Here is a 26,988-nt window from a genome sequence, read left to right as displayed (position 1 = left end):
TCAATTGTCTTTTAAACACTAATTACTATTATCTATCCTTTGTTTAAATGCTTCAAATTCATCTTCTTCAAATATATATTTGTTTATTAACCTTAACTGTTTTTCACTTAATCCTTCTATCCATTCTCTACATTCCTGATGATATCTTCCTTCAATCAGTTCTTTAGTCATTTCAAACATCACTTTTTTTCCTTTTTCAAGCCCTTGTTTTATCCCTATTTCAATTCCTTCTTCTAATCCCTTACTGTGATACTCATCTTTAAATGATTCTGTTCTTATTCTCGCTAATGCTAACTGATTTGCTATTGACCACATTGGCTCATTATTTCTAAACTTGTTATACATCTTTATCACCATCCCGATTATGTCTTCTTCTTTCTCTTTTATTATACCAGTATATTCATTCTTTATAAACAGATAACATAACCTTTCTAAATCACTTAGTTCTTTAACTTCTTTTTCTTTTAGAATCTTTTCAATATGTTTCATCTTAATAAAATAGCGATAGTTTAAATTACCTTTTTCCATCCTTCCTTTACTGTCTCTATATGCATAATCCCTAATCAAACAATCGTCATCATCATTGATAAAGATGATTTGATATACTGGTCTTAACATATTATACTTCTCACCAGCATCTAACTGTTCTACTAGAAGTCTGGCTCCATAAAACTGAAATCTTGCTGATTCACTGCTACTGTTGCCTGCCATCTGCATTTCTATATCAATAACTCTGCCAGTTTCATCAACAGCACAAATATCTAAAATAATATTTTTAGCAAGAACAGTATTTTGATTGATTTCAGGATTTTTAACAATCATTTTTTTACAGTCGATATTGGTAACGAGTTTAACAATGTACTTTCTTAACATTTTAGATTCAGCAGTATCTCTGGAAAGAAGATATTTAAAGAAAAGATCGTTATTAAATTTAACTAAATCATTTTGATAACCAATTACTTCACTCATACAATAATCCTCCTATTATTTTATACAAAATAATCAGGAGGCTTACTTTTAAAAATCAAATTTTTATAATCATATACAACAAATAATATATTGGTTATATCCTAAAAAATATAAACAGCATTAAAGTACATATAAAGGTAACAAACCTATTTTTATATTTATGTACAAATAATTGAAAAAGAACTATATAAAAGACAAAACGCAATACTGTTTAACACATGCTTTTTTTGAAACCCTTTATTTGAAAATAATATTATATGTTCTGATCCCTTATTTTATCAATCCCATCATACTTCAATTGTCCCTTCAAAAGTTATTTCTATCAATTTATAGCTTCTATCACATATCTATATATCAGCCCTTTCAACAACAATATCCCCTTCTATGAATATATGTATTTAATCACTAAATATATAATATTTATAAATCAACTATATATTTTTTTAATCTATTAATCAAAACTATTAATCAATTCAGCATCATACCTTAATATTTGAATAGCATCTAAAAAATCCACACTTCCATCTTTGTTGACATCTGCTGCTTGTATTTGTTTATCATTCAATTCTATTAGTTCAGTATCTAAATGAACTGCTGGTATATTTACTACTAATAATGTTGTTAATCCAAAAAGTGTGTCACATAATTTTATTACTTTTTAATCACTTAAAATAATTAAACCTAAGATAACAACCAATTATAAAAAGGCCTCTGAGTTTTAACAAGATTTGTTAAAACTTAAAGACCTTTCTTATTTAACAACAAACATTATTGTTCTTTTGCTTTTAATCGATTTTGCTGTTTACGTTCTTGTTCTGTTAAATAACGTTTTCTTAATCGAATATTTTCTGGTGTTACTTCAACTAATTCATCATCATTAATATAATCAAGACAAGCTTCTAAATTGAAAACACGTGGTCTTTTTAATACAACTGTTGAATCTTTTGAAGAAGAACGTGTATTTGTTAATTGTTTACCCTTTGTTACATTAACAACTAAGTCATTATCACGACTATGTTCACCAACAATCATTCCTTCATAAACATCTACTCCAGGACCAATAAACATTACTCCACGATCTTCAACCCCCCCTAAAGCATAAGCAGTTGTTTGACCGCTATCAATTGACACCAAAACACCAAGTGCTCTTTCACCAACAGCATCACCTTCCATCGGACGATACTCTAAAAATGAATGTGATATTATCCCATATCCTTTAGTCATTGTTAAAAAGTTTGTCATAAAACCTATCATACCTCTTGAAGGAATTGTATATGTAACACTTGTTTGTCCATCATTACTAACCATATTTTCAAGTATACCACGACGATATCCCAATGATTCAATAACATTACCAATACAATCATCAGGAGCCTCAATATTTACTTCTTCATATGGTTCACATATTACCCCATTGATCTCTTTAACAATTACTTTAGGTTTAGATACTTGTAGTTCATAACCCTCACGTCGCATATTTTCAATTAAGATTGATAAATGTAATTCTCCACGTCCAGAAACAATCCACTCTTCACTGTTAGGAATTCTTTCAATCTTTAAAGAAACATCTCGATTAGTTTCTTTAAACAATCTTTCTTCTATTTGTCGAGCAGTAACAAACTTACCATCTTTACCTGCAAACGGTGAAGTATTAGTACCAAATACCATCTGTATTGTCGGTTCGTCTACCTTTAATAAAGGTAATGCTTCTTCCTTCCCAGTTGTACATACGGTTTCACCAACACCAATATCAGCTAATCCAGCTATAGCTACAATATCTCCTGCTTCAGCTTCTTCTATTTCAATTCGATGTAATCCAATGAATCCAAATAATTTTTGAATTCTAAATTGACTATGTGTACCATCTGCACGTACACATGTAACACTTTCATTAACTCTTATTTTACCTCGTTGGATTCTACCAATTCCAATTCTTCCAACATAATCATTATAATCTAATAAAGCTGGTTGGAATTGTAGTGGTCCTTCTTCATCTACCAATGGTTCTGGAATTTCACTTATAATCATATCCAATAAACAATCCATATTTGGTTCTTGTGTTGATAATTCAGGAGCCAGACTTGATGTTCCTTGTAATGCTGAAGTAAAAATTGTCGGGAATTCTAATTGAGCATCATCTGCTCCTAATTCCATAAATAATTCTAATACTTCATCCATTACTTCTTGAATTCTTACTACTGGTCTATCTACCTTATTAATAACTACAATTGGTTTAACCTTAGCAGCAAGTGCTTTTTTTAAAACAAAACGTGTTTGAGGCATTGTACCTTCATATGCATCAACCACTAATAATACCCCATCAACCATATTCATGATTCTTTCAACTTCACCACCAAAATCAGCATGACCTGGAGTATCCATAATATTAATTCGATAATCTTTATAATTAATCGCTGTATTTTTAGCTAAAATAGTAATTCCTCGTTCACGTTCAATTGCATTACTATCCATTGCTCTTTCTGCTATTTGCTCATTATCTCTAAATGTACCTGATAGCTTTAACAATTGATCTACCAATGTTGTTTTACCGTGATCTACATGGGCAATTATCGCAATATTTCTTATTTTCATTTACTCAACCTCTCTTATAACTTTATCATTATATCACAGAATTGCATTTTGTCATTATTTTTTTTAATTGAGATAAAATGGTGCTTATATAGCCATAATTTCTATTTTTTATCAATATATTTAATCAACTATGATTCCCAATAAACTCGCTAAAGCAATCGCTTGATACATATCAACATGAACTCCCTTTAAACTATAATTATCAATTCTTATTCCTTCTATATTTGTTGTTTTAAAATCCATACCCTTTAATCCCGTTTTAAAAATTTCTCCACCAATAAAACTAACTTGATTAAATATCAAATTTTTAACATCAACTTCCATAAAACTACTCTCATCAAGCACTGTATCAACAAAATCAACATTACGAATATTACCAAGACTGATATTCAAATATCTCCCTTGTACCCCTTTAAATAAAAGATCATGTAAAGAACAATTAATAAAATTCACTCCTGTCATTTTACAATTAATAAATTGACAACGATGGATACTAATTTTATTAAACTCTAAATTTGATAAATCACAATTTTCAAAAATACAATCAACTATATGAGTATTAATAAGTTTAATCAAACTAAAATCAATTTTTACAAACTTGCACTCCTCTATTGTCATATCTTTAACAGTTATTAAACCTAATGGATTCTCTGTAAATAAGCATTGATAATAATTATCTTCAACTTCATGAAAACAACATTCATTTAAATCATAAATAACTGGTTTTCTTCTTTTCATTCTATCACCCCACTAAATTATTATAAACATAGCCAATTAATAATGTAAAGATTTCAAAATATCATATTATAATTATCTAATAACATATATAAATGTTCAATATAGTTTGTATCAACTTATTAAATATAAATACTATATATAAAAAATAAAAGGCTATATAACAAAGATCGTTTTAAAAACTAACTTTGTCAATAGCCTAAAATTATTTATATAAATAATCTATTGTTCATTAATAATCCGATTACTTGCAAGATATGTCGCTAAATAATAACCACCATATACTATAATAATAAAGATAGTCGTGATTAAAATATTATCAGCTATATTTATACTTGCCATTAAATTAATTATATAATTTATTTCATTTAGAGCTACAAAACTATGAACTAAAGCAACAACTAATGGGAACATAAAAGTAATTCCAATCTGTACTAACAAACTGCAATTAACCATTGGCCTACTTGCGCCTAATTGTCCTAAGATACAATAACGCTCCTTATTATCAGATGATTCTGATAATTGTTCAATCGCTAAAACAGTACCACTTGCTAGAGCAAAAACAATTCCCAAATATAATCCCACAAAAGTAAATAGTGCACTTGTTCCAATATTAGCCTCTCCTAATTCAATTCGAGTAAAAGAATTAATTTGATGTCCCTCAGCTTCTATTTGTTTATTAAAAATAGATATAAAATCTTGAAATTTTTCTTCACTTACTTCTTTATCACCTTCATAATTACCAACTAAATAAATTTCTGACATTTTTGGTATTTGACCATATTTATTTACAATTTCATCACTTACAACAATAAATCCCTCATTACCACTACTATTAGTAATTGATAATTCAACAACTTGATTAGTTAAACTAGTTAATGTTGTTTCACCAACTTTAATTGTACTATTATCTTCTAAAAACTGATTATAGCATTCTAAAGCCATTGGTAATGTTGCTACTAGTTGATACTGATTATTTGCTAAATGAATCTTTTTATCTGTTTTTCCATTTAAAGACATGATTTGATTATAATCACTTTCTTTGATTACTTTCATTGGCTGTTCTTTTAAAATATCCATTTGTTTATACATATCATTTTTAGGACTGATAAAATCACCTTGACTTAGTCCTTTTAAGTTTAAATAACTAAATTGATAATCATGTTTAACAATTCTTTGATAAGATGGTTCTTGTTTTAATTTTTGTAATGATTCTATATCTAAAAAAAGTACTGTAATATCACTAGGACAATTATCGATATAAGAAGCATTCATTGCTGAAGCCATTGCTAATGATGAAGATAAAATTCCTATTGTAAGTAAAAGCATCAATGAAATAACAGTTGTTGATACAACATGTGTATTAATTTTATTGTTTACTTGTTTTAAAATAAACATATTTAAACCCTTGTAATAAACTTTTTTTCGCATCTGAACTACTTTTAATAAAAATCCTGATACAGATAAGAAAAATAAGAATGTTCCAATCGAACCTAATATAATCATAATTAGAAAATCTCTTCCAACAACAAGTAAAGCCCCATCATATAATAACTTATATGCATAACCAATTAAAACTACTGAAACAATAAAAATAGTAAAAATCAACCAGCCATTCTTTATTTTAACTTTTTCATTTTTACGATTCGCATACAATAAATCAATTAATTTAAAACGATTTAAAGTAATAATATTAAAGATCATAACAATAACATAAATAAAACTAAAATTAATAATAGCTGATACCATTGCTCCACTAGAAAACACAAACGTAAATTTAGTCATATCAGCCTCAAATAATTTAGCTGTAAAAATTGACAATAATTGAGATAACCCCACTCCTAAAATTAATCCAATTCCTAAAGATATAACCCCAACAATAATTGTTTCTAAAACCAAAACTGTTGAAACCTTAAATTTTGACATTCCTAATGTTAAATAAATCCCAATTTCTTTTTTTCTCCGCTTAATTAAAAAGTTATTAGCATAAACAATTAAAAAACCTAACACTATAGATACAAAAACCGAAATATAAGATAAAACATTTACTATAGCTTGAACAATTTCCATAGTCGATTTACTAATTGACATCATTGCTGTTTGGCTATCAACTGAATTAAAGATATAAAAAATAGCCACAGCTATAACCAGCGTTATGAAATAAATCGAATAATCTTTAATACTTTTTTTAATGTTTCTAAGTGCCAAACTAAATAACTTCATTTAGTTCACCACCCAATAATGTTTGAACATCCATAATACTATTAAAAAACACTTTACGTGAATTATCACCTTTAACAATCTCATTAAAAATCTTACCATCTTTGATAAAAATAACCCGATCAGCATAACTTGCTGTAAAAGAGTCATGAGTGACCATTAAGATAGTTGCATTTAACTTTTCATTTAATGCATTAAGACTATCTAATAACATACGAGCTGATTTACTATCAAGAGCTCCAGTTGGCTCGTCAGCTAAAATCAAATCAGGATTAGTAACAATTGCTCTAGCACAAGCAACTCTTTGTTTTTGACCTCCTGATAATTCATATGGGTATTTATTTAAAATGTCTTTGATTCCAAGTGCTGATGCTATTTCACTAACTTTATCATCAATTTTCTTATAATTTGATTTTTTTATCGTTAATGCTAATGCAATGTTTTCAAATGAAGTAAGAGTATCTAAAAGATTAAAATCTTGAAAAATAAACCCTAATGAATCTCTTCTAAACTTTGTTAGTTTATAACCTTTCAATTTAGTAATATCAACATCTTTTAGATAGATATGCCCACTTGTAACTTTATCAATAGTTGAAATACAATTTAATAATGTACTCTTACCACTACCACTAGCTCCCATAATTGCTACAAACTCGCCATCATCAACGTCAAAACTAATATTATCAACTGCTTTGGTAATATTATTCTTATTCCCATAATACTTTTCAATATTTTCAATTCTTAATATTTTTTCCATTTCTCTTCACCTCAATAACTATTATAACCATCTATTATTTTTCTACCATCGAATAAAATAACATAACCTTACATTAATGTAAGGTTACATAAGAACTAACTGGAAATATAATTGTTACTGTTGTGCCTTCATTATTGGAATCTATCTTAATTTCATGATTTAAACGCAAACATAGCTTCTTACATAAATACAATCCAATCCCAGTACTTTTTTGTTTTTGTCGCCCAATAGTACCAGTAAAGCCTTTATCAAAAACACGATTTAACTCACTCTCTAAAATTCCGATTCCATTATCATGAATATTTAATTCAATTCGATCTTTATATTTTTTAGCTCTAAATAAAATAACTGGTTCTTTATCAATATACTTGATGGAATTATTAATAATCTGATTCAAAATAAATTCTAACCATTTTTTATCACTAGCAACACTCATATTCAAATTATCAAGTTCAATTTTAATTTGCTTATTAATCAAATCTTTTTTATTTCTTTTAATTACTGAATTTACTAAATCACTCAAATCAAGCTCCTTGATTAAATAATCTTTTTCAACATTTTCACTTCGAGCATAAAACAAAACTTGTTCAACATAATCATCAATCTTTACTAGTTCTTCTTTAATACTATTAGTTACAAAATTTAAATTATTTTCAATAATTAATTGGCTAGTAGCCACAGGAGTTTTAACTTCATGACACCACATTTCAATATACTCTTTTAACTCACTTTGACGATATAATAATTCATTTAAATGTTCTTTCATTGCTTTATCTATTTCATAGATATTATCTATCATAATTTTCCCATCTAAAAAATGAGGTTTTTCAACTAACTCAGTTATTAAATATTTTTCATCTAAATTATCTAAAATATTAGTAAAATGATTATAATACTTTTTCTTTCTAAAATAATCATGACTTAGCATCAACAAATACGCACAAATAATCAATAGTGGTATATAAACAACTAGAAAATCAGAATAATTAAACGCTCTCAAAATAATCCAGATTAACACAATTACACTAGACATAATAATAATACTAATGATTTGATCCTTTAAATATTCCCTCAATTTCATAAGATTATATACCCTTGACCTCTTCTTGTATGAATTACATCTTTTAAACCAATATCTTCTAATTTCTTCCGTAAACGATTAATATTAACAGTTAAAGTATTATCATCTACAAACATATCACTATCCCATAAATACTCCATTAAATTTTCACGAGACTTAATTATCCCTCGATGCTGTAACAAATAATAGAATATTTTTAATTCATTTTTAGATAATTCAATTACTCGATCATCTTTTAAAATACTGCTTTTTGATACATCTAATTTAATATCCTGATAACTAATTAAAATTTCACTTGCAGGCTGCATTCGTTTTAAAACAGCCTCAATTCTAGCTATAAGTATCAGAGGATTATATGGCTTAGTAACAAAATCATCTGCACCATAATTAATACACATTAGCTCATCCATTTCATTATTTCTACTTGTAACAATAATGATTGGTTTACTAGAAACTTTGCGATATTCTTTACAAAGAAATTGTCCACTTATATTTGGTAAGTTAATATCTAATAAAATCAGATCCCCATTAAAACTATTCATCTGTTCTAAAGTATTTTCAAAAGACTCAATTACTTCTGTTTGATAACCATTATTATTTAGATAAACTTCTAACTCCTGTCTAAGCTTTATTTCATCTTCAATAATCAATATTTTCGCCATTTCTATACCCTCCTATTAATTACAATTATACACAAACATAGTAAAAGAACAAATGAATTATCTTTCAAGTTTCAGTTTTTCATCAACATTTTTATATAATCATCTAACCAGATATATTAACATAGACTGTTATACCCTCTATCAATAGGGTAGAGGAATAAATTCTAGATTTATTGCCCCTCCTATTGAACTGTACATACGGGTCTCGTATACGGCTCTACATTTATATCAAATCACAAACTCTTAAGATAGTAATCGAGGGGATTGACTAGACCTGGTCTGTCCCCTTTCTTATTGCCTAGAACTTTCGGTGATAGTATAAAGTTTATAATATCCATACCACTTCTTCTATACCATCCCAGAGAGGAAATATTGAAGTTCCATAATATGGGCAAAGGTACAATGCTGGAACTTGACAGCATATGCCAAAAGTATGGCATTCAGATACGTTCTCTTGCTTCTATCAGGGAAGCATTTGACAGTTGCCATTTTCCTACGATGCTACATAACCTATTCTTTCAGGGCAAAATATTCTGTATGGACGACTTTAAACACAAGACAGCCCATGATTTATATGTCATTTGCCAGTGTGATTATGCCCTGACTATGAAAACATACTACACACTAAAAAAAATGGAGTTATGTTTAAAGATTGGGAGGACAAATATCTATTTGAGATTCTTCCGAAGAAAAAAACTTCCTTGATATGGCAGGAATACGAAATTTCTACAATGTCGCAATTTTCTGATTATAACGAGGAACAACTGAAAGAAATGACTTCTTTATCTCCTAAACTTCTGGACGCCATAGGACATTGCTGACAGATACCCAGCAAAAAGGCAAGTAAGCTGATGAATTGCTTTACTTGCCTTTTTATTTTTCACTATCTGGTAACACCCCAATAAAAAATTCCGAAAAATCTACGCCATAAATTTGCTTCAAGGCGAGAAAGTCGCTAATCCGTATATTCCGAGTGCCAGTTTCGATTTTGGAATAAGTGCTGCGTGACATATTGCTGCCCATAAGATGTAATTTCGCCACTAATTCTGATTGCGAGTAACCGAATCTTTCTCTTAGAATTTTTAAATTTTCTCCTATGCTTATATCTTGTAGAAACCATTGCATAACAGCACCCCTTTTGCCTACGACTGACCCAAACCCTTATATTGATTGTAGCAAGCTGAAATGATTAGTCTGGGACTATAGGGGCGCAACTATAAAAAATTTGGGGATTATGAAAAAGAAAACACATTTGGTATTTCAATGACAGACGGGAGTGTTTTTGAAATAAAGTGCAGGCGCATTTTGGAAAGGGAAGATAAATGAGCAAAAGAAAGTTGACTGTATATGCTGGGAGCGGAAAAGATTACTCTTACGTTTCACAGATTATCCTGCATGAAGCGTTTTGTAAAGTGCTTTTTTGAGTTATTGACGCAAAACTTTTCAGCGCGGCGGGAAACGGTCAGGAAGAACGGGCGCAAAATGCGCCTGTGGACGGTTAGAAGCCGTTTTCGTGGGTAGGTAGTATAAAAACCCTTATCCTGTGGATTTTCGCGTCTGCAATGCCTTAAAAATCAAGCCTTTTCAATCCCTATTGCGTAACACCACATACTGTTCTTTGGGAGAGGTCGGGGGCGCGGGGGCAGGGTGTCAAATCCTGTTCCCCGTTTTCGGCGGCGAAATGGCAACGGCAAAAATCCAGACCGTCAAGGGACGGGCGTAGAATGGGGATTGATTTCAGCGGGAAAATGTGCTATGTTTTAAACTGAAAAACTAGCTGACGAATCTGAAATTTGGAGGCTATGAAAAGGAGATTTATATGGACATCATAACAATATTGAGAACAATTTTTAGCTATTCGCTTCTGGCGTTGGCCGGGATTGGAATACTAATTCCTATTTATGCAGGAGCATTTCTGCTCTACAAAAAAATATTTCATGGTTCCCGAACCCTCTCAGTAAAACAGTGGTCTGCGCTTGTCCTTCTGTCAGCGTGGTTACTGCTTGTTTTGGGACTGACAACATTCAGCCGGGGAGCCAATTTTACAGGAACAATCAACACATCTTTGTTTAGCGGTTATGTCAATGCGTGGCATGAATGGTCTTATACAGAATTGCAACTAATTATTTTCAATATGCTGATGTTTGCGCCGTTGGGTTTCCTTCTTCCTTTCCTGTCCCAGAAAGGCGAAAAATTTCGCTTCACCTGTCTGGTGTCTTTTCTGGTTACTTTTCTTATTGAGGTGTTGCAACTTATAACTGGACGGGGAATTTTTGAGCTGGATGACCTACTGCACAATTTTGTCGGAAGTATCTTTGGGTATTTTGTAATCATGTTTTTCTTGACCAGCTTCCGGCGAAAAGGGCTGGAATGGAAGTCTCTTATAAAAGCGCTGGTTCTTCCATTTATATTTGTAATTGGTATTGGTTGCGCAATCGCTGTATATAATGGACAGGAATACGGAAATATGCCGATTATACCAGCAGAAAAGCAGAATATGTCCGCCATATCCATTGAAAATGAAGCTGTATTTTCAGAAGGTAAGGACAGTGCCTGTGTTTACAGGAACCCTAGTGCAAATGATTCGCAGTACCGTGAAACAATAGCTCAGGCGGTTGAAGCATTGACGGACATCGAATTTAAGGCTGTGCGCAGAGATGGAAGAAATCATGTATATGTCAGTAATTCTTCAAATATTCAGTTGACTATATTGACAAACAGCGGTGAGTGGAATTATAACACATGGTCATACGATACAGTTGAATTGACGGAAGCGGAAACACTTGCAAAAAGAAATGAACTTGAAGAATGGATGAAGCAATACAACCTGCTTCCAGATGGTATGATTTTCAGTGTTCAGGATGGCTCTATTCTTCGGTGGGATGCGCCAACTATGAACGGAAACTATCCGCAGGATGATTTTGCTTTAGGTAGTATTATGGTTGCGTATAATCAGAGTGGAGAGATTTCCAGTTTCCACCACAATGTTATTACCCATGAATATATTGAAAATGTCACTCTAATGTCCGAAAAAGATGCCTATTTAGATATTATGGATGGTAACTTCGAGCAATACACTCCTTTTGAAAAAAAGGACAACCTTGTTGTAAAGGACTGCCACTTAGATTATACCTATGATACGAAGGGATTTTACAGGCCGGTGTACCGTTTTAGTGGTTATATCAATCAGGCAGATTGTCCTTGGGAAGCTATCGTTTCAGCCATGGAATAACAGCGTTCCTCGAAATTCCATTTTATCGGGCAGATAAATAAACTCAAATAGGGCGGCGGGGCAGATGTTGACAATCCCGCGGCCCTGTCTGTTACCGCTCCATATCCTGCGTCCTGTGTGGCTGATGTTCCTGCCGCAAGATACTGTAAACGCTCTTTCTGATTTTCTCCACTTCTTCACTTCCTCTTTCAATGCAAGATTGGTACTATGTCAAGAAAAAGTGCCAGTTAAACTGAAATATTATCAATTTTTTAATTTAGATTTAATTGTTTGATTTGGTTTGCATAATATTCTTTTTCATATTCGTCTGGACTTAAATAATCACAATGTCCATGTATTCTTATCGTGTTATAAAATGTTTCTATATATTCAAATATTAATCTCTTCGCTTGTTGATAATCCCATATCTTATATCTGTTTAGCCACTCCCTTTTTATTAATGCATGAAATGATTCTATACATGCATTATCCCATGGTGTTCCTTTTTTTGAATAACTTCTTTTCATTTTTTCTGTTAATTCTCTATATTCTTCACTTGTGAACTGTATTCCCCTGTCAGAATTATACTGAATTCGGTATAATTCTGACTATGCCGAAGAAAAAACTATACCGAAGTTTATCTGATTTAATAATATTTTAAGTAAAATCCTACAATTTTTTTCGGTATAGTATCCCTGTCAGTCAAGTGAATATAAATCTTTTATAGTATTTGATTCTATCCATAATTTTTCTTCTGCTGTGTCTTTTATATTTGATTTATTTAATACTTGAGACATCATTTCTAACGTTGCAAAGGCGTAAAAACCTGATGTTGTTGACATGCTTTCATGTCCAAGAAGCTGCATAATAAATGGTAATGGAACACCATCTTTATACAGATCCATCGCTTTTGTTTTGCGTAACATATGACAATGGACTCGCTCTGGAACTATATCACATTTTTCTTTAGCTATTTTAGCTGTTTTTTTTAAATCAACGCAATACTGTCGGTAGAAAGCTGATGAGGTTTGTTATCTAAAAATGAATAAAATAAATACTCATCTTTTGATTTTTCATGAAATTCATGCAAATAGTTTTTTAAATGTGCAACTGTCTTAACTGTAAGAGGGATATTTCTCATTTTTCGTCCCTTTCCAATAACTGTCATATATGGATTGGCTGCATCTAAATGCAATGATGAAACTTTCAGGTCAGCTGTTTCCTGAACTCGACATCCAGAATCATACATTAATATAAGCATCATTCGATTACGTCTGTGTTTTGCTGTATCTCCATCAAATGCAGATAGTATCGCTTTTGTTGCTTCGGGTTTAAGATATTCTATTGGACTTTTGCCGATCTTCTGACCTTTGACTGATCGCGCATTATTATAAAATACCCTAAGTTCAAAATCTTCTTCTAAACAGTATTTCAGGAATGATTTTAATGCTGTCATTCTTAAATTTACTGTTTTAGCTGATGCATTTCTTTTTTTAACCAAATAATATAATTGTCTTTGTTGCGCTAACTTTCAAGAATAGTTTTCTTTCCAGCCATGATGTCACTGACTTCATTACTCGATTTGCACTCATTTCACTTTTAACGAAGATGATGCAGTCATCGGCATATCTCACAAATCTTAGATTTCTTGTTTCCAACTCTTTATCAAATTTATCTAAATAAATATTAGATAGTATGACACTAACAGGTCCTCCTTGGGGTGTTCCTATTATTGTGCTTTTAATAAGCCCATTTTCTAATACTCCTGCCCTTAGATATGCTCGTATCAGATGTAATGTTGTTGCATCATTGACTTTCTCTCTTAAGATTGAAATTAACTTATCATGATTTACTGTATCAAAGAACTTTTCTATATCCAAATCAACTATCCATTCGTACCCTTCATTCAAGTACTTCAATACTTCTTTCATTGCCATATGTGCACTTCTTCCTGGTCTGAATCCAAAACTATGTTCACTGAATACTGGCTCATAGATTTCACTTAATACTTGAAACATTGCTTGTTGGATAACTCGGTCTACTACTGTTGGTATTCCTAATGGTCTTTGTTTCCCATTTGGTTTTGGAATATATACTCTTTTAACCGGCATTGGTCGATATTGCTTGTTCATTATCTTGGAGATTAATTCTTCCTGATATTGCTCACACCAGTATTCAATTTCTTGTACTGTCATTTTATCTGTTCCTGGTGCTCCTTTATTTTGTTTGACCTTTTTGATTGCTCTTTCTAAATTCTCTTTACTTAAAATCTTTTCCATTAATTTCATTTGCTGCTCCTCCTCTATTTGTAAATTTATTTGGAAACTTCCCAATTACCTTTACCATCTATGATTACGTTTCATAGTTCTAGGCTGTCCTCATATTCGGATTATCCAAACATTGCTTATAGCGATTTGCACTTTATAAACGTTTCAGTCCTTCAGTATTTCTACCTGCTATGACTTCATCTGACTCCTTATGGTAAACCTTTTTCGACCGAGGGTACTATCACTGATTTTAAAGTTTACTAGAATTCCTCGTCCATAAGACCTCCCAGGGTAAGACATGAACCCTATTTCTTTCACAACGTCTTGATTTACTGTCTTGGTTTTACGTTTACCTTTTGGACTTCGGTTTGAGTGGCAACCTTATCCACCATCCATTTAGCCTCATCAAGTTTCTGTTCGTACGCTCAAAAGAATTGCTACACCACTTCCTTCACTCATGACATCACTATCAACGGCTTGTGGTTCACTACACTTGGCGGTAACTACCTGTGGTTGATTTATCTCCAACTGAATTCATGCCATGCCTGGCACACCACCATTAAAAAGGTAACATTCATTTATATAAAATGTTACCTTTTGCTTATTTTTTATATTTTAAATCTTTTTTCTTTTCTTATTTAAATAGAATACAGCTGATGCAACTGCTAATCCACCTAATGAATACATCATATTTGTTATATCTCCAGTTTTTACACCTGCTATTTTATCTCCAAGTTTTACTGGTATACTAGTATCTACTGCACTTCCTGGTTTTGTCTCTAATCCAGATAATACTTTTGTTAATTCTGCTACTACAGTTTCTACTTCTTCTTTTGTTGCTTCTGGATTATTTAATACTGCACTTGCTTTTTCCATTACATCATCTACTAATTTTAATGATGCTGCAGAGTAGTTTGCTCTATTTAGTCCATTTGCTTGATTGATTAAACCTTGTAATAAATCTTTATTTGGTTTTAATCTTAAGTTTACAAATGCTTTTACTAACTTTGTATATACTTCATCTACTTCTTCCTGCATTGCATTTTCGTTACCTAATACTCCATTTACACTTGGTAATACTGCTTGTAATGCATTCCATGTAGATTCTATATATTCACTTGCTGTTAGTTTACCTATTTGATCCATCATCTTTAGTAATGCTGCTTTATCACCCTTGAAGAAGTCTAACATATGCATTACACTAGCTAGTCTATCAAATGCTTCATCTACCTCAGCTTGTGTAGCACTAGCATCAGCATAAACTGTTTGAGCATTTTCTAATGCTGCATTAAATTCATCAGCCACTACTGGTACTACTTTATCTAATTGTTCTTGACTAACAGCTTCAGCCATATCGATTGCAATTGATAATGCTGTTTTGTTTGCTTCTATTATTTCAACTTCTACCAGAGCATCTTTTGCAGCTTTTAATAAATCTACTATATTATCTACTTCTTCTTGCATTGCATCTTCTTTAGATAATATATCTTTTGCTGACATTAAAACATTTTGTAATACATTCCAGCTTTCTGCTGTATAAACAGTTTCATCTAAATCATCTATTTCTTTAATTAGCTTATCCAATGCAGTTTTATCAGCATCAACTTCAGCACCTTTTACAAATTCAATTTCAAATTTATCTAATTGTGGTGATTTACCTACTGGTCCTGTAAATATTAATACACCATTTCCTGCCTCTTTAACATTTAAATCAAACTCAGCTGTATGAGTTGTTGCTGTGCTGCTTGCTCCTGCGGATACTTTACCACTTTCGATCTTACCATTTTCTTCTGACCATACTAATTCATTTGTATTTGATCCACTTCGATAATATGCTTTTACATGATATGTTCCTGCTTTTGGAGCATTATAGTTATATTTGATAATATCTCCATGATTTATTGCATCAATAAATTTTCCATTACTTGCCCATGAAGCTTCAGTAATTACACATGGCCATCCATAGTCATTGCTTTCATCATTTATAATTTCACTTACAAATTCAGCTTCTAAAGTTACAATATCATTTAAATCTGGGAAAATAAATGGGTTATTTTCGGTATACTTGCTAAATGTAAATATTACTTCAATCTTAGCATTTGCTAAAACATTTTCAAATGTATATGATTCAACCTTCCCTACAGATTCTCCATTAATAAGAACATCTTTGATTTCATATCCATCATCAGCAACAATATTATATGTTTTACTATCTCCTTCAGTAACTGTAGTTGTACCTTCATCAGTTATTGTACCACCTTCATTAACTACTGCTTCTATATTAAATGTACTTAATTCAATTTCTAGTGGTGTGATTTCTAATTTATCTAATTGTGGTGATTTACCTGCTGGTCCAGTGAATACTAATACACCCGCTCCTGCTTCTTTTACATTTAAATCAAATTCTGCTGTATGTGTAGCTGCTGTACTACTTGCACCTGCTGACACTTCTCCACTTTCGATTTTTCCATTTTCTTCTGACCATGCTAACTTATTTACTGTCGCACCACTTCGATAATATGCTTTTACATGATATGTTCCTTTTTTTGGAGCATTATAAGCATATTTAATCATATCGCCATGATTTATTGCATCAATAAATTTTCCATTACTTGCCCATGTGGCTTCAGTGATTACACATGGCCATCCATTATCATTACTTTCATCATTTACTATTTCTGTTACAAACTCTGCTTCCAATGTTGCTGAAGAACCCTTTTTCCACGGTAAAACAAATGGATCTTCTACTGTATATTTTTCTCTTTTAACTAAATCTTTTTCTGCTTCAGTTAAAGTTTCAATTGCATTTTCAATTTCTAAAATACTTGCATCTAGCTTATTAGAAATTTCATTTGCGTTTGCTAATGCTTGTTCAAAGTTATCCCATCCTGAAATATACCAATCTTTATTCTTTTGATTAGCTGTTTCAAGAAGCTTATTTAATGCTTCTAAAGAGCTGGTTTCTGTATCTTTAATTGTGACATTTGCTTTATCAACAAATCCTAAAATCAATCCGTTACTAGGATCAGTCAATTCTATACTAAACACACGATCTCCTGTTGCATTTGTATTTCTTCTTGTTTCAACTGGAGCAGTAATTTCTTTTACTCCATCAGCCATTATAATATCACTAATTAATTCAGTATTAAAATCATCTTGAATAGCACTTCCAGGATTAGGTTGTAATTTTGCACTTATTGTACCATTACTTCCACCTACACGAACTATTTTAACATCCATTCTTTCATTTTCATTCATTGTATAACTAGATTGCTCTAATCCAATCATACCTTTTCCACCATTATTGATTACATACGCAGCTTCTATCCCGATTGCCTTTGAATCAACATTTAATGTTAATGTATGCTCTCCATCTTCTAAATCTTCAGAAGCAAAAATCATTTGTCCAGTAGCCCGTGGTCTAGCATTTGTATCTACTTTCACTGCTTCGCCACCATCAATAGCAATAGATGCAACTCCATGATTTGGATCCTTTGTTCCCATCAAATAAATTTTACTTCCTGTAAAAGTAATAGTTAAAGATGCTCCAGCATTGGCATAACGATTAGTGCCATTAATATAATTATTTCCATTTTCACTATACCATCTACCATTAAACGTAAAACCTGCACCATCAGTTATGTTTGTATCTTCAATATCAATAACATCCATTTCATCAGGAGCTGTACCTGCTAATTCAAACCCATCAGTAGCCTTATATACACCAACTTCACTAATAATTGGAAGTGCATCTGATTTATTGGTATCTACAGTAATTCGAATTTGATCAGCTTTTATAGCACTAGTTCTAACTAATCGTTTTGCACCAATGGTTTCTCCTTCATCCATGATTTTCCAATCACTGTTTTCACCATTTCGATATTCAATCTTATACTCATTAATACTTTGACCAAACTGAATTGCCTCTTCAATAGAAACAACATCAAATGTTTTTGTTGAACCTAAATCAATTAAAAGTGTTCCCTCTTGTGTTCCATCATCAACTGTCCAATATGTATCATCATTTCTATCAATAACATTTCCAGGTTTATAATTAATATCATTTCCACGTACACTTGATGCTTTAATTGATGCATTAGTCGCTAAATTTGTTTCAAAAGTATCTGCAATATTTTCACCAAATTCAGCTAAACGATCTAAAATTACTTGATCGACTGTTCCATCAGCATTAGGCGGAACATTTAATAACAATGGTGCATTGTGACCAACTGAATTAAAATACATTTGACCTAGATCAGTAAGACTCTTAGGTGTATTTTTTCTTGTTCCCCAGAACCATCCAGATGTAATACGTGCATCAGCTTCAGGTACTGTCCATTTATTTCCGTTTTCAAATCCTAATGAATAGCTTCCCTGTACATTATCATTACATGTATCAGCATCTATATCCACATTTGATTTTGACCATGTATTTTTTGCTGCAAAACCATTTTCATTTCCAATCCAGCGAACTGTAGTGTTGGCACCACATTGGAAAATCATACATTCACTATCAAATCCTGCTTCTTCTCCTTCTTGAGCCTGAATAGTGTCATACCATCTTTTAAAATCATATTTTTGAGCATTAGCACCACTACCTTTTGCTCCATCCATCCATATTTCACTGAAATGACCATTATTTCCATATTTATCATTTCCTAAAATTTCATTCAGCTGATTTACATAATAATCATTATAATCTAAGACATCTTTATCTTCAGTTGTCGCATTACCATTTTCATCATAATACCCATAGCTAGGTTCATGAATATCCCATGGTGATAAATACAATCCCATATCTATATCATATTTTGAACATTCTGCAGAAATTTCTGCTAAAATATCACCATTTCCATTTTTATAACTTGTTTCAGCTACATCATAATCTGTATATTGACTGTTCCAAATACAAAATCCATCATGATGTTTAGCAGTTACAATAATCTTTTTAAATCCTGCATCTTTAAATGCCTTAACTAATGTCTTGGCATCAAAATCCTTTTCTAATTTAAAAATTTCATCTGGGGTTCTATTTCCATAATTTTCTCCCCATTCTATTTCATTAAATGTATTTGGCCCAAAATGAACAAAACCAGCTAACTCTTCCTTTTGATAACGATATTGTTCTTTTGTTGGAGTTACACCCCAAGACGCTGGTGCAGAAGTTTGTGTATTTGATAAATCATCATCACCAATATAATTTCCAACAGCGTTTATAGAAATTGTCCCATAGCTTCCTGCAACAAGAGACATAACCATCGCTAACGACAATACTATTTTATTTGATTTCATCTTTTTCTCTCCTCTTATATTTTTTCTGTCTCCACTACATGTTTATCCTAACTTTCCCTTCTTAAATTCTTATAAATATAGATTATTTTCATCAAATATTCTACTATTTACATTTTTTTATCATCTCCTTACTTATTATTAAATAAGCTATACACTTCATTTTTTAATATTACATGATCCAAACCAACTTAAATTTTAATAAAAATCATTCTTCACTTACTTCTTCCCTCCTTCAATCAATAACTCTTTAAAATATTTACATTATTATTGATAATTATTGTTTAATATTTTAATACTAGAATATTAACAATATAACAAGCATAAACCATAAAAAATATACTCATTATATTGGATTATGCCTATATAATATCATTACTATTGCAAGATATATTTACATTTTTTGATGGTCAATTTACAAATTATTATTTTTATGAAGAAAAAAATACAAACCCGTTTTAAGAAGTTCTCACTATATTTTTTAGAACTTAAACTATATATAATTTGATTTTTTCAATCAACTCCTTTTTACTTTCTCTATTGTTGAATATTTTTATTCTAATGATAAGCCAGGGAAGGAGTCACACATCATTCTTGCCATTGTTGAAAACTAGAAGAATGGCGTATGAAACCCTTAAAGAAGTATAATCCATTTCTATTTATTGACTGTATGTATATGTTTCGCTACAACCAAATTATAAAGTCAACCAATATGCAGTAGATGTTATACTGAGCTACTATTTTGAGAGCCACAAAGACATATTAGTTTATAGTTGACTCCAACAAAGAGTGAAAATCAGTGAATATAAATTTTTGATGAACTAAAAAGTGAAGAAATAGAAGTTATCTTTTTATCTCAATAGATGAAGCAAATGCAAAGGCAATATTTCTACAAGCAGTAGTACAAAGATGTATAGTCCATCTTATAAGAAATTCAATCAAATATATACTATTAAAAAGACTATAAAAATATAATCAGTCAATAAAAAAGGATTTATAGTGTAGCAACATTTAAAGCTTTAAAAATGAATGGAAACAATACCTAAAGGCAGTAGATGTATGCAGAATGAATTTTATACATGTTGAGCAACTATACAATTATAGAGGAGCTGTCAAAAAAATCATGTATACGATCAACACAATAGAGTCAGTAAATTCGAATTTTAGAAAAGTCACAAAAAAAGACATTCCCAAATGAAAATGCCCTTTTCAAATTACTCTATTTAATAATTAAGGAATTAGAAGAAAAATAGGGAAATATGACATATAGCGAATTGAGCAATAGTTTTAAATCAATTTATGATAAATGATTAAAATAAAAAATGTATTGATAAATACATAGAGTATTAAAATATGAAATAACCTATCAGGACATAACATAAATTAGAATATATAAATTCATCCCTAAAAATAACAAACATTTTAAGATGCAAAAACAGCACAATTTCTCGTGCTGTTTCATGAGTTCTTTTATCCATAAGCAACTAAGAACCTAATTAAAATCTATTCTTATATTAATATTCTTTTTTTCTAAGTATACCTAATCCAGCTATACTCAACATTGCCATTCCAGTAAATACTCCTACTAATGAATTATCCCCTGTTTTTACACCTGCTGTTTTATCTCCTGGTTTTATAGTTTCTACAGGTTTGTTAATACCACCATCTACTACTGGATTACTTGGATTTGCTTCTAATCCTGCCAATGCTTTTGTTAAAGCTGACACTGCAATTTCTACTTCTTCTTTTGTTGCTTCTGGATTTTTTAATACTACACTCGCCTTTTCTACTTCAACATCTACTACTTTTAATGATGCTGCAGAGTAGTTTACTCTGTTTAATCCATTTGCCTTATTGATTAAATCTTGTAATAAATCTTTATTTGGTTTTAATCTTAAGTTTACAAATGCTTTTACTAATTCTGTATATACTTCATCTATTTCATCTTGCATTGCATTTTCATTATCTAGTACTTCATTTACACTTGGCAATACTACCTGTAATGCATTCCATGTAGATTCAATATAATCACTTGCTGTTAGATTAGCTATTTGATTCATTAGTTTTTGTAATGCAGTTTTATCCCCTTTGTAGAACTCTAACATATGCATAGCATTAGCTAAACGCTCAAATGCATCATCTATATCATCTTGTAGTGCATTTTCATCATCATAAACATCTTGAGCATTTTCTAATGCTGCTTTAAATTCAACAACTACTGCTGGTACTACTTTATCTAATTCTTCTTGACTAATAGCTTCAGCCATTTCAATAGCAATTGATAATGCAGTTTTATCTCCTTTATAGAATTCTAACATATGCATTACTCTAACTAAACGATTAGTTGCATTATCTATTTCTTCTTGAGATGCACTGTCATTATCATATACAGTTTTAGCATTTTCTAATGCTGCTTTGAATTCATTAACTACTGCTGGTACTACTTTATCTAACTGTTCTTGTGTTACACTCTCAGCATTATTAATTGCGATTGATAATGCTACTTTGTCTGTTTCTGCTGGTTTTGCAGGTACTAGATTATTTACTGCATCTTGTAAAACAGTTAATGCATTATCCAATTGTTTTTGTGTACTATTGTTATTTGTTAAAATTTCAGTAGCCTCAATTAATTTTTGCATAAATTCTTGATAAGATTCTGCTGTATACTGATTTTCTACAATATCCAATCCATCAATATATGATTGTAAATCATTACGGTTTGGTAATAAATCTGCATTATTCAATTTAATTACTTCTGTAATAGTAGGAGCACTATTTGCTTCCCATTCGAATTTTAATTCATAAATATTTTTCCAGAATGGTAAATAAATTTCATTTAATGGTTTACTTAAAGTACCTACTTGTACCCATTCTTTACCATTTTCACCATCTACCAACACTAATACTTTTGCATTACTATTTGCATCTTTTTGAATAATATTCATTTTTGTAACATCCAGATTTTCAGAAAGAGTATATGTAATATATCCTGCTTCTGTAGTATCTGGTTTATATGCTGTAGTTAAGTTACTATCAAACATATTTTGTGGTGCATAACCGCTCATTTCAGGTACACTTGCTTCAAATGCTGCATCACCAGCATTAACAGTTACTAAAAATTTAGTAATTTCGAATGTAACTGGAGCATCTGTTTTATTGATTAACCTTACATAACGAGCATTAGGTAAATTTGTACTTTCTGGATTAACATTTACCCAATCAAGATTGTTTTTAGATACTTGTAAAGTTAGAGCTTCACCATTTACTAATTGTAAATCAATAGCTGTCAATTCTTTAATTCCTAATAATGTAACTCCAATATATTCATCAGGATTTAATGTAACTGCATCTACTGTAGGTAAAATTGAGGCTTTATCTGCATCAATTACAGTTGCGATATTCTTTAAACTTTCATTATTTGTATCAACAAATGTATCTTTTGGTTTATTAACTCTAAAATCAGACATTTTTAACCAAACATTTTTATCTTTAGTATTTCTAACTCTTACATAGCGAGCATTGATTCCTGTTAAATCAGCTTCTACTGTTTTCTTTTCAACATTTTGACTGTAGCTTCCATATACAGTATAGTTTTCACCATCAGTTGAATATTCTAAATCATAACCACTCCAATAATCATTTCCTGAAGCACCCATAATAAATCTTACTAAACCTAATGGTTTTACTTCACCTAAATCAAGACCTACAAAGTCACCTACTTTAGAATTTTGATTATACCATACATAAGTATCATCACTTTCATCAGTTAATTTAGATTCATAGTAACTAGAATAAATTCCATAAGTACTAGTTTTAATAACACTAGCTGAATATTTAACACCTGTATTATCTGAACCCTCATTATTTACTACAATATCACGAACCCCTAACCATGTATTAGTTCTATCTGCAGTAGCTATTGCTCTAATTCCTTTAACATTTTTTAAATCAAGACCTGTTATATTTATTTCTCTTGGTAAATTATATTCTTCATTGTTAACATCTATCCATTCTACCCCATCTGTAGTATATTGCACTTTGGCTTTTTGGAATGTGTCATTATAATTTCCACTTTGTCCTAATCTAAATGTAACACTATTAATATCAATTGGGTCACTATATTCAAGACCAACAAATGTACCAGTCTCAATTGTATTAGGTACTTTATAAATAATTTCTGTACTTGCATCATTATCTAAAACATTGCTGATATTACCAGTTGCACCATCTAAACGATTAGTAATAAATGTAACCTGTTGTTGCCCAGGATTAATAAGTGCTGTAACTTTACCATATAAATTACTATCTAAGTTTTGCATAAATGAATAAATATGCTGTCTACCTACTCTTGCATACTCAGTATGATCAACATAATGGAAACCATGTTCTCTTGAAGCATCATATGCTACTTGTCCTTTTGAATAATAGTCCCAAATTACACTTGCTTCTTCTTCATTTTGTAATGCTTTAGCAGCGTTTAAATAATTTAAAACCGATTCTGTTGTATCTTTCCAACAATCTAACCAATAAATAATTTGATCTCTTGTTCTTTCATTTCCTGGATTAGCGCTATAAGTATTAGCACAATTTTTTAATAAAGTAAATTCCGCAATTAAATCATCTGCTTTAGCAATAATATCATTTCCAGCTCTTAAATCACTCATGAATTCACTTAACTTTGGTGCTAACTCTACAGATTCAGGATTTCCTGTATTGGAATTTATCATATGTTTTCCAAGTTCTCTTAAAGCGATTGATGCTTCTGTATCATAAATTGTGCCATGGTCCATATAGTTGAATGAATCATGCCATACTCTTTCATAATCACTTTCATCTTCCCATACATTCCATGCATAATCTGCATTAGCTAAAATCCCATGCTTACTTGCTTCTGACTGTTGCATTGGATTTAAAACAATTCCAGCAATTTTTTCTGGATCAGCACCTGGAATTAAAAATCTAGTTGCTCCTCCCATGATCAATCCATCTTTAGTTTGATCACTACATGGCCAATTGATCCACATATATGGACTTCTTGACATACTGTTGTTGAAATTATTTAAGAAACTTGAATTTGTTGATCCAAATACTTGTCCACCTGTTTGAATTATTTTTACACTTTCAGGCATTCCTCTTAATCCTGTTACACCTGTACCACTTCCATAATAATTAGCTGGACAGAACATCATGTCTGTTCTTAATCCAGAAATTTCTTTTTGTTTTTCAATTAACCAGTTTGTTAAATCTGTCATTAATCTTATATAGCTTGAATCTCCACCATATGGCACAGAAGCATCATCAGCCAAAATTGTAAATTGTCTTATTCCTGCATTCATCAATTGTTCAAATTTTGTTTTAACAATATTTAAATCCTCATTATAATTAGCATCGGTATTAAATCTAAAACTATTTGACATAAATGGATGTAATGCATATACATAATAACATTTACTTCTATTTCCAGCTTCTGCAGCCATAGATATTTCTTCTAATTCTTCCTCAGTATATAATTCTCTCCAACGGCTATTATGCTTAGGATCATCTTTAGGAGCATAAATATATTGATTTAATTTATAATCCCCTCCAAATATCATCAAATCTGCACGATCTTCATTTGACCATGGATTCCCATAATATCCTTCGATAAATCCTCTAGCTTTAACATCAGCATAATCATTAATTTTTAAATTTAAAATATTATTATCTTTAACTTGTGTAAAGATATGTTTCAATGATGTAATCCCATGAAAAGCAGCATCAGTATCTTTACCTAATACCGCAATTACACCATCATTAATACTCAAAATATAAGAATCATATTTATTAAATAAACCCTCATTATCAATTAAAATATTCTCTTTAAAGTATCTATCTACATAATCATCAGAATTATATGTTCCCACAATTATATTTGTTTTATCAACACTAACAGCTTCACTAACTGTACATGTTTTACTCAATAAATCCAATACATCAACTGTATGATCTTTAGTATAACTATCAATTGCATCACCATACACCACATTTACATCATCAGAGATAGCAAAATCGCCTTCTCCATAAACTACTTCATGAGGTGTTGGAAAAATAGTATAAGTTTTAGTTTCATCTTCTGCATTTACTGGTTTTAATACAATCAATGAACTAAATACCATTGTAAATGTTACAACGATTGTTAATACTTTTTTTAATGTTTTTCCCATATTCTTTTCCTCTCTCATATAGCTTTATAACAGCTATCTTACTTCAAATTAAAGTATGAAATTCATTTAAACTTTCTCTTATTAATTCTCTTCCCCTCCTTTTTGATTTTTTCATAAATAAAATATAAATTTGTACCCTTTAAATCTCTCCCTTCCATTAATCATTTTATAATCACTAAATCCTATTTATTTTTTATAGAATTTAATAATAGCATAAATAAGGCAAGACTAAAAACATCCCTGTCTTATAGTCTTGCCTACTTAAAGTAACAATCTATTCTATTTACAGTGTAAAACACCAATATTTTATTCTTTAACTATATACCTCAATAATACCACTATCTTTTAATTATTTAAAGAAATATTTTCTTTTTTTAAATATTCTTAATCCTAATATACTTAAAACTGATAAACCTATAAAAATTCCAACAGAAGAAGAATCACCTGTCTTGATTGCATTTGCAGTTGTATCTCCAGCTTTCACTGGTTCTAATCCTTCAAGGGCTTTTGTTAAAGCTTTCTTGGCTGCTTTTACTTCTGCCTCACTTGCTTCTGGATCTTCTAATACTTCCTGTGCTTTTATTACTTCATTTTCTACTACTGCCCATGTTTTGGCACTGTAGCTTGCTGCATTTAATCCATTTGCCTTATTGATCAAACCACTTAATATATCTTTATTTGGTTTTACTCTTAAGTCTAAGTATGCTCTTATTAATGCATCATATGCTTTATCTACTTCTGCCTGTGTTGCATTATTATTTGCTAATACTTCTTGGGCTGTTTCTAACACTGGTAACATTGCTTGCCACGAAGATGCGATATATTTATCTTCTTCTAATCCTAATACTCTATTTACCATTGCTTCCAATAATGATTTATCTACTTGTTTTACTTCTATTAAACCATCTATTGCTGCCTGTAAATTATCATATGCTTCATCTACTTCTTCTTGTGTTGCATTATCATTTGTCAATACTGCATTTGCTTTATCTAATGCATCTT

The 26,988-nt window shown here is 30.8% G+C and carries 18 protein-coding genes; 1 reads left to right on the top strand and 17 read right to left on the bottom strand.

Features of this window, described 5'->3' with window-relative positions:
- Positions 1-18 precede the first annotated feature (18 nt).
- The 9 genes from BMW96_RS06840 to BMW96_RS06795 form a co-directional block, all read right to left on the bottom strand.
- Positions 19-969 carry a PD-(D/E)XK nuclease family transposase gene (locus tag BMW96_RS06840; RefSeq protein WP_092353828.1) on the bottom strand — a complete coding sequence of 317 codons (951 nt, stop codon included), beginning with the start codon at positions 967-969 and terminating at the stop codon, positions 19-21.
- Positions 970-1,420: 451 nt separating this feature from the next.
- Positions 1,421-1,534, bottom strand: a complete 114-nt coding sequence (locus BMW96_RS14095) for a dockerin type I domain-containing protein (RefSeq protein ID WP_162207491.1) — start codon at positions 1,532-1,534, stop codon at positions 1,421-1,423.
- A gap of 203 nt (positions 1,535-1,737) precedes the next feature.
- Positions 1,738-3,561: a translational GTPase TypA gene (gene typA / locus BMW96_RS06835; protein WP_092353826.1), complete on the bottom strand. Its 1,824-nt coding sequence runs from the start codon at positions 3,559-3,561 to the stop codon at positions 1,738-1,740.
- A 120-nt stretch (positions 3,562-3,681) separates the two neighbouring features.
- Positions 3,682-4,299 (bottom strand): pentapeptide repeat-containing protein, encoded by a 618-nt coding sequence (locus tag BMW96_RS06830; RefSeq protein WP_092353824.1) that lies wholly within the window; start codon positions 4,297-4,299, stop codon positions 3,682-3,684.
- A 219-nt stretch (positions 4,300-4,518) separates the two neighbouring features.
- Entirely contained in the window at positions 4,519-6,519 is a 2,001-nt protein-coding gene (locus BMW96_RS06825) for an ABC transporter permease (protein ID WP_092353822.1), read from the bottom strand.
- Positions 6,506-7,273, bottom strand: coding sequence for an ABC transporter ATP-binding protein (locus BMW96_RS06820; protein WP_092353820.1), 768 nt, complete (start codon positions 7,271-7,273; stop codon positions 6,506-6,508). Before BMW96_RS06820 ends, BMW96_RS06825 begins: the two co-directional genes overlap by 14 nt.
- A gap of 73 nt (positions 7,274-7,346) precedes the next feature.
- Positions 7,347-8,354, bottom strand: a complete 1,008-nt coding sequence (locus BMW96_RS06815) for a sensor histidine kinase (protein WP_092353818.1) — start codon at positions 8,352-8,354, stop codon at positions 7,347-7,349.
- Positions 8,351-9,016 carry a response regulator transcription factor gene (locus BMW96_RS06810; RefSeq protein ID WP_092353816.1) on the bottom strand — a complete coding sequence of 222 codons (666 nt, stop codon included), beginning with the start codon at positions 9,014-9,016 and terminating at the stop codon, positions 8,351-8,353. Before BMW96_RS06810 ends, BMW96_RS06815 begins: the two co-directional genes overlap by 4 nt.
- Before the next feature lie 873 nt (positions 9,017-9,889).
- On the bottom strand, positions 9,890-10,141 hold the full coding sequence (locus tag BMW96_RS06795; protein WP_092353810.1) for a helix-turn-helix domain-containing protein: 252 nt from the start codon (positions 10,139-10,141) through the stop codon (positions 9,890-9,892).
- Positions 10,142-10,835: 694 nt separating this feature from the next.
- On the opposite strand from BMW96_RS06795, the gene BMW96_RS06790 reads away from it, so the two are divergent.
- Positions 10,836-12,248 (top strand): VanZ family protein, encoded by a 1,413-nt coding sequence (locus BMW96_RS06790; protein WP_092353808.1) that lies wholly within the window; start codon positions 10,836-10,838, stop codon positions 12,246-12,248.
- Between the two features lie 251 nt (positions 12,249-12,499).
- On the opposite strand, the gene BMW96_RS06780 is transcribed toward BMW96_RS06790, so the two are convergent.
- The 8 genes from BMW96_RS06780 to BMW96_RS06750 all read right to left on the bottom strand — a co-directional run.
- Positions 12,500-12,754, bottom strand: a complete 255-nt coding sequence (locus BMW96_RS06780) for an integrase core domain-containing protein (protein ID WP_211283599.1) — start codon at positions 12,752-12,754, stop codon at positions 12,500-12,502.
- Positions 12,755-12,925: 171 nt separating this feature from the next.
- Positions 12,926-13,180 (bottom strand): tyrosine-type recombinase/integrase, encoded by a 255-nt coding sequence (locus BMW96_RS14665; RefSeq protein ID WP_257606890.1) that lies wholly within the window; start codon positions 13,178-13,180, stop codon positions 12,926-12,928.
- A 35-nt stretch (positions 13,181-13,215) separates the two neighbouring features.
- A complete protein-coding gene (locus BMW96_RS14660) occupies positions 13,216-13,683 on the bottom strand; it encodes a tyrosine-type recombinase/integrase (RefSeq protein ID WP_143050718.1) in 468 nt (155 codons plus the stop codon).
- A 37-nt stretch (positions 13,684-13,720) separates the two neighbouring features.
- Positions 13,721-14,515: a group II intron reverse transcriptase/maturase gene (gene ltrA, locus BMW96_RS06765; protein WP_092353800.1), complete on the bottom strand. Its 795-nt coding sequence runs from the start codon at positions 14,513-14,515 to the stop codon at positions 13,721-13,723.
- A gap of 384 nt (positions 14,516-14,899) precedes the next feature.
- A complete protein-coding gene (locus tag BMW96_RS14655; protein ID WP_257606887.1) occupies positions 14,900-15,022 on the bottom strand; it encodes a hypothetical protein in 123 nt (40 codons plus the stop codon).
- 87 nt (positions 15,023-15,109) lie between these two features.
- Positions 15,110-19,786 (bottom strand): alpha-L-fucosidase, encoded by a 4,677-nt coding sequence (locus BMW96_RS06760; RefSeq protein WP_092353798.1) that lies wholly within the window; start codon positions 19,784-19,786, stop codon positions 15,110-15,112.
- A 1,511-nt stretch (positions 19,787-21,297) separates the two neighbouring features.
- Entirely contained in the window at positions 21,298-25,986 is a 4,689-nt protein-coding gene (locus tag BMW96_RS06755) for a beta-N-acetylglucosaminidase domain-containing protein (protein WP_092353796.1), read from the bottom strand.
- Between the two features lie 349 nt (positions 25,987-26,335).
- Positions 26,336-26,988, bottom strand: a 653-nt coding sequence (locus tag BMW96_RS06750; RefSeq protein ID WP_143050716.1) for an LPXTG cell wall anchor domain-containing protein, incomplete at its 5' end; no start/stop codon positions are given.

Source organism: Thomasclavelia cocleata, from assembly GCF_900102365.1.
Taxonomy (GTDB): domain Bacteria; phylum Bacillota_I; class Bacilli_A; order Erysipelotrichales; family Coprobacillaceae; genus Thomasclavelia; species Thomasclavelia cocleata.
Note: the sequence above shows the minus strand (reverse complement) of the source record. Positions and strands in the feature narration are given on the sequence as shown.